Origin of the sequence: Ectobacillus ponti (genome assembly GCF_024294785.1) — a bacterium.
Classification (GTDB): Bacteria; Bacillota; Bacilli; order Bacillales; family Bacillaceae_G; genus Ectobacillus; species Ectobacillus ponti.
The window spans coordinates 284,106-298,829 of sequence record NZ_JANCLT010000002.1 but is presented as its reverse complement, the minus strand read 5'-3'; the positions used below and the strand labels follow the sequence as shown (position 1 = coordinate 298,829).

The following is a 14,724-nucleotide window of genomic DNA, read 5'->3' as shown; positions in this document are numbered from 1 at the left end:
CCTTTTCCATAGAAAAAGCTTAGAAAGGAGGAACATACGTTGCAATTTCTGGGTCAACATGCACTGATTGCCATTCTTGTGCATTTACTGTTTATTACCCTTACCTGGTGGGCGCTGCAGGCGCTCAATTATGAAGCGCTGCTCAAAAAGGGGAAGGTCGTGCAGGCGAGAGTTCTGCTGATTCTTCTGACCATTGCGATCGGCTCGGCTGTCAGCAGCTTTTTTCTGGACTACCTGGGCTATTCCAACAGCCTGACATACCTGCTGAAGTAGGCGGCTTTTGTCGAGTATGCCCCCTCCTGTTCCCGTCAAGAATGGTAGTACAAGGGAGGGGTTGCAGTGAAAAAGTATGTACAGGTCGTATTCATCCTCATGGTGGGGATTGTCATATGCTTTGCCGGCTATCAACAGACAAAAGCCATGAAGCCGGAACAGAAGCTGCAAACGATGGTGCGGGTGTTGGAGAAGAATGGTGTGCATGTCCAAAAGTGGTCCTGGCTTGCGAAGGCAGAAACAGAACAGGTGCATGACGAGCGGTCTTTTCATCAGCTGCTGGATGAGCTGAAGCGGAAGGCAGGCGCGGAGCGGTGGAATGTGGAGCAATCGCAGGAAGGGTATAAAGCCGAGGCTGTAAAAAAGTTTCCCGGCTATGAAGAAAGACTGGTTGTAACCTGGGCAAACGTGAATACTAAGGACAGAACCTTTATCCTCTATGAAGCAAAAGGGACAAAATGGGATGAAGCCATTGTACGGAGAACTGGCGAAATTTTTAGCCAAAAACCTACAATTTATACTTGTGCTTGGGGCGAAATGGGTGATAAGATTAAAGGTGTTTTGCAAAAACAAGCTGGTGAAATACTGAAAGATTTATCGGCGAAGCCCATTGAGCAACTAGAGGAAATGGCATTTGTCTCGGTCTCCGCATATACTGGGGAGTGGAATGATGCTCTTATAGTGAATAGAGAGAAAATCAATGTGCAGGTCGCCTTGCGCAGCGCTGGAGATAAGACGGCTGTTGTGGTAGGCACACCGATTATAACATCTGAATATTGATGATAAATGGATAAAACCTAGGACACGGAGGGGAATAACTTGGAAAAGATCATCGTCCGTGGCGGAAGAAGGTTGAACGGCACAGTGCGTGTGGAAGGCGCCAAGAATGCTGTTTTGCCTGTAATCGCTGCAGCCTTATTAGCTAGTGACGGAAAAAATGTAATATGTGATGTACCTGCTCTTTCCGATGTATATACAATTAATGAAGTGCTGCGCCATTTGAACTGTGATGTCGCGTTCGAGAACGGCCAAGTCATTATTGATGCATCGAAGGAACTGAACATCGAGGCGCCATTTGAATATGTACGGAAAATGCGTGCATCTGTATTGGTGATGGGACCGCTTTTGGCCCGCAAAGGACGCGCGCGTATTGCGCTGCCAGGCGGCTGCGCCATCGGTTCACGCCCAATCGACCAGCATTTGAAGGGCTTTGAAGCCATGGGTGCCAAGGTAAAGGTTGGGAATGGTTTTGTGGAGGCATATGTGGACGGAAGACTTCACGGAGCCAAGATTTACTTAGATTTCCCGAGTGTCGGAGCGACAGAAAACATCATGTCCGCAGCTGTGCTGGCGCAAGGGACAACGGTGATTGAAAATGCCGCGAAGGAACCGGAAATCGTGGACCTGGCGAACTTCCTGAATGGAATGGGCGCGAAGGTGCGCGGCGCCGGTACGGGAACGATCCGCATCGAAGGCGTCGATACATTATATGGCACACAGCACCACGTTATTCCTGACCGCGTGGAAGCAGGAACATTTATGGTGGCTGCCGCGATTACAGGCGGAAACGTCTTGATTGAAAATGCAGTTCCGGAGCACTTGAGCTCCATCACGGCGAAGATGGAAGAGATGGGCGTTACCATTATCGAAGAGGAAGAAGGCGTCCGTGTCATCGGGCCGGAGCGTTTGAAGGCTGTGGATATTAAAACAATGCCGCACCCGGGCTTCCCGACTGATATGCAGTCCCAGATGATGGCTCTTCTGTTGAAGGCGGGCGGAACCAGCATGATTACGGAAACGGTATTCGAGAACCGTTTCATGCACGTGGAAGAATTCCGCCGCATGAACGCGGATATTAAGATCGAGGGACGTGCCGTCATCATGAACGGACCGTGTGATTTGCAGGGGGCGGAAGTGGCGGCAACAGATTTGCGTGCAGCAGCCGCATTGATTCTGGCCGGCCTCGCAGCTTCTGAAGGCTATACGCGTGTGACAGAGCTGAAGCATCTGGACCGCGGCTACGTAAACTTCCATGGCAAGCTTGCCGCGCTTGGCGCCGACATCGAACGTGTCAGCGATAAGCCGCAACAAGTGCAGCCGGAACAACAAGTATCTGACCTTCATGCGTAAGGTCACGACAGCTCTATGAGACATAGGGCTGTTTTTTTTATGCCAAGGGCCGCTTCCAGTGGAAGTCGGCCCTTGTGCTGTTTGTGTGTCACGGCACCTCGCGCTTCGGAGGGGGAAACCGGGCATTTGGTGCCGTCCCTTCAATCGAGAAGAGCTTCACACTATCGTTATGGGCAAAAATCGCAAGGAATATGCAGCCATTCGGAAGAATTTTGAAAATTTTCCGTGCTGGGGAGCCGCGGTGTACGAGAATTGACCAAGAGACTGCGCAAACTGACCAAGAGACTGTGGAAATTGACCAAGAGAGAGCAGGAACGGGCCGCCTGCGGTTTCTGTTCTAAATACTTGTCCCATTCCATACAATAAAACGTAAAGAGAATCCGATGACGGAGGTTTCTATGAAAAAAAACAAGCCCATTTTCCTGCTGATTACCTTCCTCATCGCCCTTGTCATCATCGTGCCAAGTCTGCTGGTGCTGCCATTCCACGCGAAGACAAAGGAACGGGCCGCCCCGCCGGCCGCTGCACCGGGAGCTGCCGCTTCAGCTGCGCCGGCCGCCGTGCAAAGCAACATAGCAGTCGCCGTGCTCCGGACCAAGCAGAACAAGGTGGAAACGGTGCCGCTTGAGCAATACGTAGCCGGTGTCATCTCCGCGGAAATGCCAGCCAACTTTGAGCTTGAGGCACTGAAGGCGCAGGCCCTCACCGCCCGTACATATGTATTGCGCAAGATGCTCGGCAGCCCGCTGTCAGCAAACAAGGCGAATGTGACGGACACAGTCGCCGACCAAGTGTACCGCAGCACGGAGGAGCTGAAGGAGGCCTGGGGCAAAGACTATGATTGGAAGATGAAGCGCATCCAAGAGGCCGTCCAAGGGACAGCCGGCCAGGTGCTCTCTTACCACGGGGATTTGATCACTGCATTCTTCTTCTCCATGAGCAACGGCCAGACTGAAAACTCAGAGGACTATTGGGGCAGCCCGTACCCATACCTGCGCAGCGTTGCCAGTCCGTGGGATAAGGATGTGCCGAAATTTGAGATGGAAAAGGAGTTCTCCGTTTCCCAATTTCAGAAGCTGCTTGGCGTGCAGACCATTGGAAAAGTGACCGAGAAAACAAGCGCAGGCCGGGTGAAGACGGTCGACTTCGGCGGGAAAAAGCTGAGCGGCCGGGAAGTGCGTGAGAAGCTGGATTTGCGCTCCGCTGATTTTACCTGGAAGCAGTCCGGCGACAAGGTGATTGTGACGACGCGGGGCTACGGCCATGGCGTCGGCATGAGCCAGTACGGGGCCAACGGGATGGCGAAGGAAGGAAAGAACTATCAGGATATCGTGAAGCACTACTATCAAGGAATTGAGATTACAAGCGTCAGTCAATACGAACAGAAGCTGACAGCAAAGCGATAACCGGGCCAAGGGCCCGGTTATTTTTGTGGAGAATGGTAGGACAGCCCGCGCCGGAAAACTGGCTGAATTGCAGGAAAGGGCGTTTGAATTGTAGGAAACGTCTTCTGAATTGTAGGAAAGAGCCTCCGAATTGTAGAAAACTCCGCGCGAGTGTCGGGAAACTAGCTGAATTGCAGGAAAGGGCGTCCAATTTGTAGGAAGCGCCTGCTGAATTGTAGGAAAGAGCCTCCGATTTGTAGATAACTCCGCGCGAGTGTCGGGAATCACACGGAAGCAGCCGATCTACTAAGCCTGAGCGCGCAGCCGTTCCTCCACCTGCTGCAGCACCTCGCCGGCCTTGCCGCGCAAAATGAGGTCAAACTGGCGGTCAAACGGAGTTTCATCCAAATTGAGGATGGCAACCCGTCCCCCAGCCGCTTGCGGCAGCTGGTTCACCGGCGATACCTGCAGGCTTGTGCCGATGACGAGCAGCAAATCCGAGCGGGAAATCTCCTGGAAGGCCCGGCTCCAGGCCGCTTCGGGCAGCATTTCCCCAAATAGGGTGATGTCCGGCCGCAGCACGCCGCTGCAGTCCCGGCAAGGCGCCAGCTCCAGGAAGTCCTCCCGTGTGGCCGGCAGCCCGCACATATGGCAATGAATCTTCAGCAGATTGCCGTGCAGGTGCGTCACCTCCGGGCTCCCGGCGCGCTGCTGCAGGTTCTCCACGTTCTGTGTGGCCAAGAACTGCAGCAGGCCGTCCTGCTGCCAGCGGGCCAGCACACGATGTCCCGCGTTCGGCTCCACCTTGGCAAGCTCCCGGATGCGAAACGCATAAAACTCCTGAAACGCCTCGTAGTTTTGCTCCAGCGTGTCGACATGGGAAACGACAAAAGGATCAAATTTCGTCCACAGGCCTTTGCTGGAACGAAAGTCCGGCACGCCGCTTTCTGTGCTCATGCCGGCCCCCGTCAGCACAGCCATATGCTGCGCCTCCCGGATCCAGCGGGCTAACGTATCAAGTTCTTGCATGCTTCTCCCTCCTTTCTTCAAATAATTCGACCTTGTGCCAGCTGCCTCCTTTTATGAAAAGGAGGGCCGCCGCAGGGAGCACGCGGAGGCTGCCTCCTGCAAAGCCGGCGCATAGAATGCCAGCTTTTTTACAAAATAGCAGGTCTCCGGAAAATGGTGCTCCAAAAAGCGCAGCGTTGTCCGCGAAAGCACCTCTGTGTTCCGGAATCGCGCAACCGTCTGCTGAATCATCCCGTTCATCTCCAGCGTAGTTTGCCCGACCTCGAGAGCAAGTGCTGTCTGGCGCGGGAAGTTCGGCTCCGTAAAGCGAAGAAATTTCCGCATATGATGATTCTGAAGCAGATAGGATTGAAAGCGGGCGATGTATCCGTCCAGGATGCGAATCAGGGAACCCTCGGATGGGTCCAGCACATTGCGCAGCAGCACAGCATGCCCGAGCTGGTCCTCCAGCCATAGGTCCAATACATCAACAAGCGGCTGCAGCGGCGCTGTCCGTCCTTGGGCCATATAGGGCAGCATCCGCAGATACTCCTGATTTTCGCCAAGTGTGCCATTGAGATAGGTTGGAGTCAGATTCAGATTGATTTGGTTGGCAATCCGCAGCTTTTGCAGCTGCCCCTCCAGCTGGTAATAGCCGCTGGCAGCCGGCCAGGCAGCCTTCGCCAGCTCCTGCATATCCGGGTGGCTGACGTCCAAATGGGGGTCAAGCTGCTGCAGCCGCTGCAGCACACCTTCAAAAGCCTGGATATATTGCTGGGCCGCCTGTACCCATTGTGCTTCAGACGGAGAAAGGTGATCCCGGACAAAGTAAGCGTGATCCTGCAGAACTTCCAGCCAAAATAAGTGCTCTTCCCACGGTGATATCATAGCAACGCCCCTCTCCCTATATGGATTTCTTTTCATAATGTATGGAGGAAAGAGGGGAGACATGACTCAGCGGATCCGCTGCTTCAGGAAGGTCAACGCTGCCAGAAGGAGCGGAACAGCCGCCTGAAGGGGAACATGCATATAGTAGGGAACGATTTGCAGCCCAATTTCAATATGGTCCGCAAAGCTGGCTGACATTTTCACAGAGTAGATGACCGACGCGGCTGTCAGCAGGACGGTCAGGAGGGTCATCCATTTTTTTTGTTGAATATGAAACAAATCCTTCGTGCCGAGCAGCCCCGCGTAGAAGAAGAGGAGCACCTTGAAAAAGCCGCCGATAATCAGCAGGGAAATGGCAATTACGTCCAGGCGCTGCAGCGTATCGGCAAGGTGCACCTTGCCGACGGTTTTCAGCAGCGGGAATTGTTCGAGGCTGGCCTTGGATGCTCCTAATACCATAATGTTGGCTATTACAATCAGGCAAAGCGTCAGGCCGCTTATGAGAATCGCGAGCATCCCAATTTGTCTGGCTTTGGTTTTGTCATACAGAGCCGGCAGCAGCATGAGAAACACAACCGTTTCGCCGAAAGGAAAGGTTGCGGTAAGAGGGAAAGCCGTTTTGAGGACTGGCAGCCAGCCATTCTCCAGCACAGGGGCAAGGTTCTCAGGATGCAGCACATCTGAAGACAGCAGGGCAAGCGCTCCAATCAGCACAAGCACAACCAACACAACAGCAAAAATCTGACTTGTCCGGCCAATGACCTCGATGCCATGATAAGCAGCCCAGCCGACGACGATCATCATGAGGGCGGCAGCCGCGCTGATGGGAGTCTGATTTAAGGTGGAGGTGACAAGCAGCTCGGAGAAATCCCGCAGCACCCTGGCTGAGATATAAAAGAAATAGAGCACGTAGACAAAGCCGAGCAGCCAGCCAAGATGCTTGCCGAGCAGCCGGCGGGCAAATACGGTCAGCGGCTGTCCATCATGCTGCAGATACAGATAGCTGTACAGCAGAAACAACAGCAAGCCTGTGCCCATGCCAAGCAGGATGGCAAGCCAGGCGTCCTGCTTGGCATCCATGCCGAGATTCACCACAGCGGCGCTGCCGATTTCAAACAGGAAGATGAGGACAAACAGCTGCCAGGGACCTATTTTATCCGGCATCCGCGGCAGCCCCCTTTCTCCGCCGCTTACGCCACATGTCTGCCGCCAGCAGCAGCAGCGGCAGAATGAGCCCGTACAGCAATACGCTCAGCGTCCAAATTTCCGAGACAAACTCCATAAAGCTGATGAGCCCCTTGAACATCAGCAGGGAGAAAGGAATGCTGAACATGCCGAAAGGAAGTGTCAAGGTCTGATAATTCTTCAGATCAAACAGGTCGGCAAGCCCGAGCATAGTGGCATGAAAGCAGATGATGATTTTGAAAAACATGGTAATAAACCAAATGCCGCCCACCACCACTTCAATTCGCTGAATGAAGTTGCCGATGCTTACCTTTTGCGCCAGCACATAGACCGGATACAAGGTTTGCTCGGTCATGGCCACGCCAATCACGAGCGGTGTCAGGATGGTGATGAAAACCAAGATGCTGCTGCCGGCAAGGACACCATATAGAAATCCGCGCTTCATGCCCTTGAACGTTTTCACATAGGGTGCGATCATCAAAAAAATAACGAGGTCAAGAAAGGGAACGCCAAAAATGGTGATGGAACCGCGGATCACGGCACCCGGCTTTGCTTCAAACATAGGCATCAGCTTGTCAAAATCAATGAGCGGAAGCAGGCTGGCCACGAGTGCCGCCGTCAGAAGAATCACCCATGGGAAGAAAATCTCTGCACTTCGGACCCAAGACTCCAATCCAAGCCGCACGCCCATGACAATGCCGGTCACAAACAGGCACTCCACCGCATGAATCGGGGTGTCCGCCAAAATCAGCGTTGTCAGCATATCGCCGACCTGGCGGATGAGCCCGCATGTGATCAGGATGAAATAGAAGCAGAACAGGGCAGAGACTGCTTTTCCCAATGTCCTCCCCAGAATGCGTTCCGTGCACTGTGTCAGCGGCAGCCCCGGATGTCGTTTGGCCAGGCTGATATACAGCAGCAGCAGTGGGAGGGAGGCCGCTGTTGCGACTGCTGCGGACAGCCAAACATCCTGCTTGGCATAGGGAGTGACCAGATGCGGGATGAGCAGGGTGGAGCTACTGATAATGAACATAAACACAAGGATAAAAAATTGGAAGGCTGAAATTTGAATTTTTCCCATCACGAATCCCTCTCTACTCCGAGCACATTGTTTACCCAGCCGGCCACTGGTTCAAAGATGGCAATCAGACCATCAACCGGGTTGGGAATGGGAACCCCGAGCACGTACAAAATGCTGAACACAACCGAAATGCCAAGAGCGATATAGAAGCCCCGCAGCTCCCGCATGCTTTGCTTCCGCAGGCGGGGCGCTTCATACACGATGAACAGGAGGGCCAGCGATAGAATGCCGAGCACGGAAGCCATAGGTCTCTACTCCTTTACGTCACTGATGTATGAATTTCCAGTTGTGCCGGTGCGCCGGATTTTTGCATCTGATTTGACATACACCGGAAGCTCCGGAAAGCCCTTTGTATTCCAGTCCTTCTTGAGCTTGTGCCAAGCCTTCGGGTTTGCGCGGTGAATATATTCCCCGAAGCCGAAAATGTCGGCCTGCAGCTTTTGGGCCTGCTTGATGGAAGCATTGAGGATGTCCTCATTTGACTTGGCTGCCATCCCCGCCAGGTCCCGTATTTGCTTCACATCTGTCAGATCCACATTGCATCTGACTTCACCCACATTCACTTCTATCTTGTTGTGCACTACGATGTAAGGCTTCCCATTACGGAAGCGCGCCTGAATCTTTGGTACTGCATTGTAGATCTCGCCGGCAATGGATCCGCCTTTCGGGCAGTTGAAGCTGCCGACGGTATTCTGCACCTTGCCGTCCAAGTAGCTGAGCCCCTTGCTTTGCTTCTCATCCAGCCACCCGACAAGCTTATCGCCTCGCAAAACCGCCAAGTTGGTATATTTCAGGTGCGCTGCCATCTTTGTGCGCTCCACGTTCGCCTTTGTTTGTCCTATTTTCTGATCGCCTGTATATTTCACAACTGTCAAAACGGGCGCCTTCCCGTCGCTCATCATGCTGGAGATCAAATCATCCAGCTGTACGGTATGGGCAGGGGCCCAGACTTTTTCCGCCACCTCTAATGACTTGTACAGCTTCTGCGCCGGGATTTTCTCAATCGGGCTGACAAACTTCAAAATCATATTGGCCGGCACGTTATGGGCCAGGATGAGGAAAAAGTCAGTGCGGACTTCGTGGTCCCGTGAAAGGAACTCAACTGACTTGGCGATTCCTTCTCTTGCCACCGACTCACCAATTACAACAATCCGCAGGTGCGAGAGATAAATTTTCCGCGGGGAAATCATCGTAATTTTCCGCAATGCTTCGAACACAGTGTCGGACTCCTGCTGATAGACTGTGACAGGCGCCCGTCCCGAACCGCCTTGGCGCGAACCGACCTCTCCCGGGTCCACCACCTGTACACTCACCAAATATCGGTTGTCCCCCACCTTATCGATGGCCAGCCCAACTGCGATGGCCAGTTCATTCAGCTCCCGCCGGTTCCAGCAGCCTGTCAGCGGCACGAGCAATACAAGCGATGTCAGGACGACAAGCAGCTTTCTGATCATGATTGTTCTCCTTCCGGGCGCGGCGGTGCGGGAGCCGGTGTGGCATCCCGCACCGGATTTTCCTTTGAAATCATAGCTGGCCGTTTGCGGAGACTCCAGTGGGGCAGACGGAAAATCATATCCTTTTGGCCGGCAAGCCGGATCGGGCTGAAAGGCGCCATATATGGGGCGCCGAAGGACCGCAGCGAGCAAAGGTGAAGAACCATCCCGAGCAGCCCCATGGTAATGCCGAACAAGCCAAAGGAAGCAGCCAGCAGCATCATCAGGAAGCGCAGGACCCGGATGGGGATCGCCATCTCATAGGATGGAAATACGAAGGTGGAAATCGCTGTGATGGACACGACGATTACCATTGCCGCTGATACGAACCCTGCTTCTACGGCTGCTTGTCCGACTACGAGCGCGCCCACGATGGAGATGGCCTGACCCATCGGGCGCGGCATGCGGATTCCGGCCTCGCGCAGAATTTCAAAGGTCAGCTCCATAATTAAAGCCTCCACAAAGGCCGGGAACGGGATGCCTTCGCGCTGGGAAGCGAGGCTGATGAGCAGCTGTGTCGGCAGCATCTCCTGGTGGAACGTAGTTGCCGCAATATATAAGGATGGCGCCAGCAGGGCGATGAAGAAGCAGACATACCGCAGCAGCCGGATTGCGGTCGCAATCATAGAACGCTGGTAATAATCCTCCGCAGATTGGAAGAACTGGCCGAACAGGACGGGAACCAGCAGGGCAAACGGTGTGCCGTCCACCAGAATGGCAACACGCCCCTCCAGCAGGCCGCCAGCCACCACATCGGGCCGTTCTGTATTATAAGTGAGAGGAAACGGCGTCAGGTAACTGTCCTGAATAAATTCCTCAATATAGCCGCTTTCCAGAATGCCGTCCGTATCAATCCGTTCCAGCCGTTCAAACAGCTCCTTCACAATCTTCTCATTGGCGATTCCTTCAATATACATCACGGCAATATCGGTTTTCGTGATCCGGCCGATAGCCTGCTGCTCGCAGTGCAGATTTTCATCCTTGACTCGCCGGCGGACGAGCGCTGTATTGGTCCGCAGCGATTCAGAAAAGGCTTCGCGGGGGCCGCGGATAACGGTTTGGACAGTGGGTTCCTGCACGCCCCGGTCCTTCCAGCCGCGTGTGGATACCATCAGCGCCTTGGCGCAGCCATCCAGCAGCACGACCGTCTCCCCGGCGAGCACAGCCAAATACAGCTTTTCAAAATCGGACAGCGGCTTCACCTCGCCGCCTGCCAGAATGGATGTCGACATGAGCTCGAACAGCTTTTCCGGATTGTGCACGCCCTCCACCTTTGGCGTATGCACCAGGAGCGCGTCCAGGATGAACCCGCTCACGGATTGGGAGCTGGCCAGCCCGTCTGTATAGACAATGACAATCGGGATGTTTTTATCCTCACCGATCCGCAGCTCCCGGATCACTACGTCGTGGCTTGTCTGGAAAACGGTCCGAATGCGGCGCAGATTTTCATACAAGCTCTCGCTCAGAGGAGAAGAAATGGTCTGTTCTTGTTTTTCTCTTTCCTTAAACTCCTGCATGATGTCCGCCTCCTTCCATTTGTTTCATTATTTGCAAAGGGAAGGAGCATTATGAAAATATCGTAAGAGCATCATAATAAATTTTTTTGTATAAAGAAAGGCCGCCTACTTAACAAACAGGGGGAGTTCTTGCTACAATAGAGAACAAAGTTATAAAACAATTCGTATAATCGGATTTATGTAAACTAAATACAATTTTTCGGCTATACCGATATCCCGGTTACATTTGCAGGATAGGAGGAATATTCATGATTGGCGAACGGATTAAACAGCTGCGGCTCCAGCGCGGGTTAACGATGACGGAATTGGCAGAACGTGCAGGAATTGCGAAATCATATATCAGTTCCATTGAGCGCAATTTGCAGACAAACCCGTCCATTGATTGTTTGACAAAGCTTTCCGGTGTGCTTCGTGTTCCGGTCAGCGCCCTTGTGCAGGAGAATGCAGAGGAGGAGGTTCTCCTCGATGCGGCTTGGACAGAATTGCTGCGTGAGGCGATGGATTCCGGTGTTTCCACTGAGGAATTCCGGCAGTTTTTAGAGTTTAATAAGTGGAAGAAACAGAATGTAACAGCATGAAGCTACAGCCTGCGGGCTGCGGCTTTTCTGTTTCGCCCGTTTCTTTTAAATTTCTACAAAAAAAATATGCATAAAATGTTGGTTATGTCGAAAAATAACCAGTTAGGCTGTGTATAGTTTGTCCGTATTCTGTTCAGAATGATTGCTGAGGTGATGATACAATGAGAGATGGAGAAAAAAAGCAATCTCAAAAAGTTGTGCGCTTATTCCAAAAGCGCTGGGTATTCCCAACCCTGTACATCGTTTGTGCAGCGGTGATTCTGACAGGAGCTCTTTGGTACCAGACGACGAAGGACACGCAAAACCAAGCGGCCAAGAAGCCTGGCAGCAAGGTGACGCAGCATGAAAAGGAAGCAACACCGGTAGCCAACCTGACTGAGACAGTCAAGATGCCTGCTGATGCGGCCCAAGTTTCCGTGAAGAAGAAATTCTACGAGGACAATGCCAAAGCTGAAGACCAAGAACAAGCACTCGTATTCTATAACAACACATATTCTGCAAACACTGGTATTGACCTGGCTGCCAAGGATGGCAAAGCATTCGATGTAACAGCGGCTCTGAGCGGTACAGTCACAGAAGCCGAGAAAGACGCGCTGCTTGGCTATGTGGTCAAGGTTGACAGCGGCAACGGCGTTGTTTCCTTCTACCAAAGCATGGCTGACGTGAAGGTTGAAGTGGGCGATTCCATCGCACAAGGCCAAGTCATCGGCACAGCGGGCCTGAGTGAAGTGAACAAGGAAGCTGGCACACACGTACACTTTGAAATCCGCAAAGACGGTGTGGCTGTGAACCCTGAAAAGTTCTTCGACAAGTCTGCGGCTGACATCAAGGCAGATGCTTCTACAAAGCCGGCCAGCACAGAGGCAAAAGATCAGACTTCCGACAAATCAGAGAAGAAGGCTGCTGATGAGCAGTCCACTGACTCTCAAAGCCAAGACTCTACTGGCACACAAAAGCAAGAGTCTACTCAAAACTAAGTGAGCCCCAATCAGTCTCCCAACGCTATAACGCTTGGGGGGCTGATTTTTTTATTTGGGGGAAAGCGGCGGCGAATTGTAGGAAATGTCTTCTGAATTGTAGGAAAGATGTGCTGAATTGTGGGAAAGGCTTTCTGAATTGTAGGAATCGTGTCCAATTGTAGGAAAGGTCTTCTGAATTGTAGGAAAAATCCTCTGCATTGTAGAAAAGCCCCCTCTGATTTGCAGAATCCCCCGCCGGACTGGCCGACGGGGGTTCCCATGCTATTTCCGCGTATAATGCAGCTCGACAAACTGCCCGAAGCGCCGCGTTCCCTGTAAAAGGAGCTCCGTCTGTACATCCATCTGCTGAAACAGCGGAATGCCCTTGCCAAGCAGCACCGGCGCCACTGTCAAAATCAGCTCATCCACAAGCTGCTCCCGCAGAAAGTCCTGCAGCAGATCCCCGCCGCCGACCACCCAAATCCGGCCGCCGTCCTGCTGCTGCAGCTGCGCGACCAAGGAAGCCGCGTCACGATCAGTGAAGGTTACGTGCTCATTCCGGCCCTGCCGCGTGCGGGAAAAGACATAGCATTCCTTTCCTGTGTAAGGGAACCGCCCTTGTTCCGCTTCCATAATCCAATCATAGGTCCTTCTCCCAAGCAAAATCGTATCCACCGTTTCATAAAAGGCGCCGTATCCATTGTCGCCCTCGCCTTCCACCCGAAACAGCCAGTCCAGAGAATCCTCCGGGTCAGCGATATAGCCGTCCAAGCTGGCGGCAATATACAGTACAACATTTCTGCTCATTCTTCTTTCCTCCCAATCTATAGCGACTGCTTGATACATACGGCAGCATAGTCACAAAATCCTGCGCCTCACCCTTTGCCCATTTCTTCATAGTATATAGCAACAAAGAGAATGGGGGCGATGGTATGACGGTATTTGTTATCTTTCTCCTTTGCTTATTCCTGTGCTTCCTGGCTGCGGTCGGAGCCCTTCTCTGGAAAACAGGGCGCCACATTTCGGCCTACGAGCTGCTTTTGAAGGAAGAGCATTACGACGAGGGCCTCGATTGAAAAAAGGAACATGCCCTGCCTCCTCCTGTACTATAATCAAGACAGGGGGGATGTACGGTGCCAAGAGAGGAAACGCTGTATCAAAGGGATGGAGTCACCATCCGATGGGGGCTGCTGGAGGCTGGCGGAAAAATTTATTCGGCCAATTATTTTACCTCGGTGGAGAAGAAGGTCCACAAGCCGGATCCGCAGAAGGGGATGATTGCCAGCGTCTTCGGGCTGCTGGGCCTGGGGGTGTTCGCGTACCTGCTGCTGGCGGGCACATGGCCGCGCCTCATGTACATCCCGGGTGTGGCCGCTGTCTGCTGCTTCCTGTACGCCATCCGGCTCAATCTGAGCCAGCTTACGACATACAAGGTTATCGTGAAAACGACAAATGAAGGAGATATTGTCATCCCGGCAACAGGCGAACAGGATATGGGCCTCATCTATCAAGCGCTCGGCCGGGCCATTGCCGCTTGGGATGTATACGATACAAACCACTCGTTATAAAAATTCCACAAACCCGCCTCAAACCTTTTAAAAAAAGCTGTAAATTTTGTCAGCTTAGTCCGCAAAATTGGGCAATGTGTGGCATATACGTAAGATACGGGCCATACAATGGTATAAACCCAACAAAGAGAGTGTTTGAGGTGAGAAATCGTGGATCAATTGAATATAAATAGCAAAGCACCCAGATTTGACATACAGTACGCGAACTTGCCTGATCCCAAACAGCGAGTCTCATTTCACACTTCTCACATCCATTTTAGGGAGGCGAGCAGTGTGCACGATTACATCAAAGAGAGAACTATCAAGATTGGTAAGTATATCGTGGAGACCAAGAAGACCGTCCGTGTCATCGCGAAGGAGTTCGGCGTGTCCAAAAGCACGGTCCACAAGGATCTGACGGAGCGTCTGCCGGAAATTAATCCTGAGCTGGCCAATGAGGTGAAGGACATTCTCGATTATCACAAGTCCATCCGTCATCTGCGCGGAGGGGAAGCCACGAAGCAGAAGTACCGCAAGGAAGATTCAGAGGAAACCGTCCGTCAGTAAACCTGACATCTCGGGCAAGCATTCTGTTCTCCTGTAAAAGTTTTTTCACTGTAAAACCTTTTACATCAGTTACGTTTCTGATCGATATATGATAAAATCAGAAATTAGGTGTA

At 52.6% G+C, this 14,724-nt stretch carries 17 protein-coding genes; 9 read left to right on the top strand and 8 right to left on the bottom strand.

Annotated elements, in window-relative coordinates; genetic code table 11:
• Positions 1 to 39: 39 nt before the first annotated feature.
• The 4 genes from NK662_RS04965 (at position 40) to spoIID (ending at position 3,809) form a co-directional block, all read left to right on the top strand.
• Positions 40 to 273: a DUF1146 family protein gene (locus NK662_RS04965; protein ID WP_254757797.1), complete on the top strand. Its 234-nt coding sequence runs from the start codon at positions 40 to 42 to the stop codon at positions 271 to 273.
• A 99-nt stretch (positions 274 to 372) separates the two neighbouring features.
• A complete protein-coding gene (locus NK662_RS04960) occupies positions 373 to 1,053 on the top strand; it encodes a YwmB family TATA-box binding protein (RefSeq protein WP_254758032.1) in 681 nt (226 codons plus the stop codon).
• A gap of 39 nt (positions 1,054 to 1,092) precedes the next feature.
• Positions 1,093 to 2,403, top strand: coding sequence for a UDP-N-acetylglucosamine 1-carboxyvinyltransferase (gene murA, locus NK662_RS04955; protein ID WP_254757796.1), 1,311 nt, complete (start codon positions 1,093 to 1,095; stop codon positions 2,401 to 2,403).
• A 398-nt stretch (positions 2,404 to 2,801) separates the two neighbouring features.
• Positions 2,802 to 3,809: a stage II sporulation protein D gene (spoIID, locus tag NK662_RS04950; RefSeq protein ID WP_254757795.1), complete on the top strand. Its 1,008-nt coding sequence runs from the start codon at positions 2,802 to 2,804 to the stop codon at positions 3,807 to 3,809.
• A 285-nt stretch (positions 3,810 to 4,094) separates the two neighbouring features.
• On the opposite strand, the gene NK662_RS04945 is transcribed toward spoIID, so the two are convergent.
• The 7 genes from NK662_RS04945 to NK662_RS04915 all read right to left on the bottom strand — a co-directional run bounded on the left by NK662_RS04945 (position 4,095) and on the right by NK662_RS04915 (position 10,960).
• Entirely contained in the window at positions 4,095 to 4,817 is a 723-nt protein-coding gene (locus NK662_RS04945; RefSeq protein WP_254757794.1) for an SIR2 family NAD-dependent protein deacylase, read from the bottom strand.
• Positions 4,818 to 4,868: 51 nt separating this feature from the next.
• Positions 4,869 to 5,684, bottom strand: a complete 816-nt coding sequence (locus NK662_RS04940; RefSeq protein ID WP_254757793.1) for a DUF2935 domain-containing protein — start codon at positions 5,682 to 5,684, stop codon at positions 4,869 to 4,871.
• Between the two features lie 66 nt (positions 5,685 to 5,750).
• Positions 5,751 to 6,848 (bottom strand): GerAB/ArcD/ProY family transporter, encoded by a 1,098-nt coding sequence (locus NK662_RS04935; RefSeq protein ID WP_254757792.1) that lies wholly within the window; start codon positions 6,846 to 6,848, stop codon positions 5,751 to 5,753.
• Positions 6,838 to 7,950 (bottom strand): GerAB/ArcD/ProY family transporter, encoded by a 1,113-nt coding sequence (locus NK662_RS04930; protein WP_254757791.1) that lies wholly within the window; start codon positions 7,948 to 7,950, stop codon positions 6,838 to 6,840. The genes NK662_RS04935 and NK662_RS04930 overlap by 11 nt, the downstream gene beginning before the upstream one ends.
• Positions 7,950 to 8,195, bottom strand: a complete 246-nt coding sequence (locus NK662_RS04925; protein ID WP_254757790.1) for a hypothetical protein — start codon at positions 8,193 to 8,195, stop codon at positions 7,950 to 7,952. Before NK662_RS04925 ends, NK662_RS04930 begins: the two co-directional genes overlap by 1 nt.
• A 6-nt stretch (positions 8,196 to 8,201) precedes the next feature.
• Positions 8,202 to 9,404: a Ger(x)C family spore germination protein gene (locus NK662_RS04920; RefSeq protein ID WP_254757789.1), complete on the bottom strand. Its 1,203-nt coding sequence runs from the start codon at positions 9,402 to 9,404 to the stop codon at positions 8,202 to 8,204.
• Entirely contained in the window at positions 9,401 to 10,960 is a 1,560-nt protein-coding gene (locus tag NK662_RS04915) for a spore germination protein (RefSeq protein ID WP_254757788.1), read from the bottom strand. Before NK662_RS04915 ends, NK662_RS04920 begins: the two co-directional genes overlap by 4 nt.
• Before the next feature lie 248 nt (positions 10,961 to 11,208).
• Here NK662_RS04915 and NK662_RS04910 point away from each other — a divergent pair, with 248 nt between their 5' ends.
• Positions 11,209 to 11,538, top strand: coding sequence for a helix-turn-helix domain-containing protein (locus NK662_RS04910; RefSeq protein WP_254757787.1), 330 nt, complete (start codon positions 11,209 to 11,211; stop codon positions 11,536 to 11,538).
• Between the two features lie 161 nt (positions 11,539 to 11,699).
• Entirely contained in the window at positions 11,700 to 12,515 is an 816-nt protein-coding gene (gene spoIIQ / locus NK662_RS04905; RefSeq protein WP_254757786.1) for a stage II sporulation protein SpoIIQ, read from the top strand.
• Positions 12,516 to 12,779: 264 nt separating this feature from the next.
• Here the strand turns inward: spoIIQ and NK662_RS04900 are convergent, their stop codons facing one another.
• Complete coding sequence (locus NK662_RS04900) at positions 12,780 to 13,304, bottom strand: dihydrofolate reductase family protein (protein WP_254757785.1); 525 nt, start codon at positions 13,302 to 13,304, stop codon at positions 12,780 to 12,782.
• A 125-nt stretch (positions 13,305 to 13,429) separates the two neighbouring features.
• On the opposite strand from NK662_RS04900, the gene NK662_RS04895 reads away from it, so the two are divergent.
• The 3 genes from NK662_RS04895 to spoIIID all read left to right on the top strand — a co-directional run bounded on the left by NK662_RS04895 (position 13,430) and on the right by spoIIID (position 14,611).
• Positions 13,430 to 13,573, top strand: a complete 144-nt coding sequence (locus NK662_RS04895) for a hypothetical protein (RefSeq protein ID WP_254757784.1) — start codon at positions 13,430 to 13,432, stop codon at positions 13,571 to 13,573.
• A 57-nt stretch (positions 13,574 to 13,630) separates the two neighbouring features.
• Positions 13,631 to 14,065, top strand: a complete 435-nt coding sequence (locus NK662_RS04890; RefSeq protein ID WP_254757783.1) for a DUF6232 family protein — start codon at positions 13,631 to 13,633, stop codon at positions 14,063 to 14,065.
• Positions 14,066 to 14,338: 273 nt separating this feature from the next.
• A complete protein-coding gene (gene spoIIID, locus NK662_RS04885; protein ID WP_254757782.1) occupies positions 14,339 to 14,611 on the top strand; it encodes a sporulation transcriptional regulator SpoIIID in 273 nt (90 codons plus the stop codon).
• The last annotated feature ends 113 nt before the right edge of the window (positions 14,612 to 14,724 follow it).

Bases quoted from the DNA above. Each gene is read 5' to 3' on its own strand.
- NK662_RS04960 (WP_254758032.1), top strand. From the start codon at position 373: ATGGTGGGGATTGTCATATGCTTTGCCGGCTATCAACAGACAAAAGCC.
- NK662_RS04930 (WP_254757791.1), bottom strand. From the start codon at position 7,950: ATGGGAAAAATTCAAATTTCAGCCTTCCAATTTTTTATCCTTGTGTTT.
- NK662_RS04935 (WP_254757792.1), bottom strand. From the start codon at position 6,848: ATGCCGGATAAAATAGGTCCCTGGCAGCTGTTTGTCCTCATCTTCCTG.
- spoIIQ (WP_254757786.1), top strand. From the start codon at position 11,700: ATGAGAGATGGAGAAAAAAAGCAATCTCAAAAAGTTGTGCGCTTATTC.
- NK662_RS04900 (WP_254757785.1), bottom strand. From the start codon at position 13,304: ATGAGCAGAAATGTTGTACTGTATATTGCCGCCAGCTTGGACGGCTAT.
- NK662_RS04895 (WP_254757784.1), top strand. From the start codon at position 13,430: ATGACGGTATTTGTTATCTTTCTCCTTTGCTTATTCCTGTGCTTCCTG.
- NK662_RS04920 (WP_254757789.1), bottom strand. From the start codon at position 9,404: ATGATCAGAAAGCTGCTTGTCGTCCTGACATCGCTTGTATTGCTCGTG.
- spoIID (WP_254757795.1), top strand. From the start codon at position 2,802: ATGAAAAAAAACAAGCCCATTTTCCTGCTGATTACCTTCCTCATCGCC.
- NK662_RS04925 (WP_254757790.1), bottom strand. From the start codon at position 8,195: ATGGCTTCCGTGCTCGGCATTCTATCGCTGGCCCTCCTGTTCATCGTG.
- NK662_RS04915 (WP_254757788.1), bottom strand. From the start codon at position 10,960: ATGCAGGAGTTTAAGGAAAGAGAAAAACAAGAACAGACCATTTCTTCT.
- NK662_RS04940 (WP_254757793.1), bottom strand. From the start codon at position 5,684: ATGATATCACCGTGGGAAGAGCACTTATTTTGGCTGGAAGTTCTGCAG.
- NK662_RS04910 (WP_254757787.1), top strand. From the start codon at position 11,209: ATGATTGGCGAACGGATTAAACAGCTGCGGCTCCAGCGCGGGTTAACG.
- NK662_RS04945 (WP_254757794.1), bottom strand. From the start codon at position 4,817: ATGCAAGAACTTGATACGTTAGCCCGCTGGATCCGGGAGGCGCAGCAT.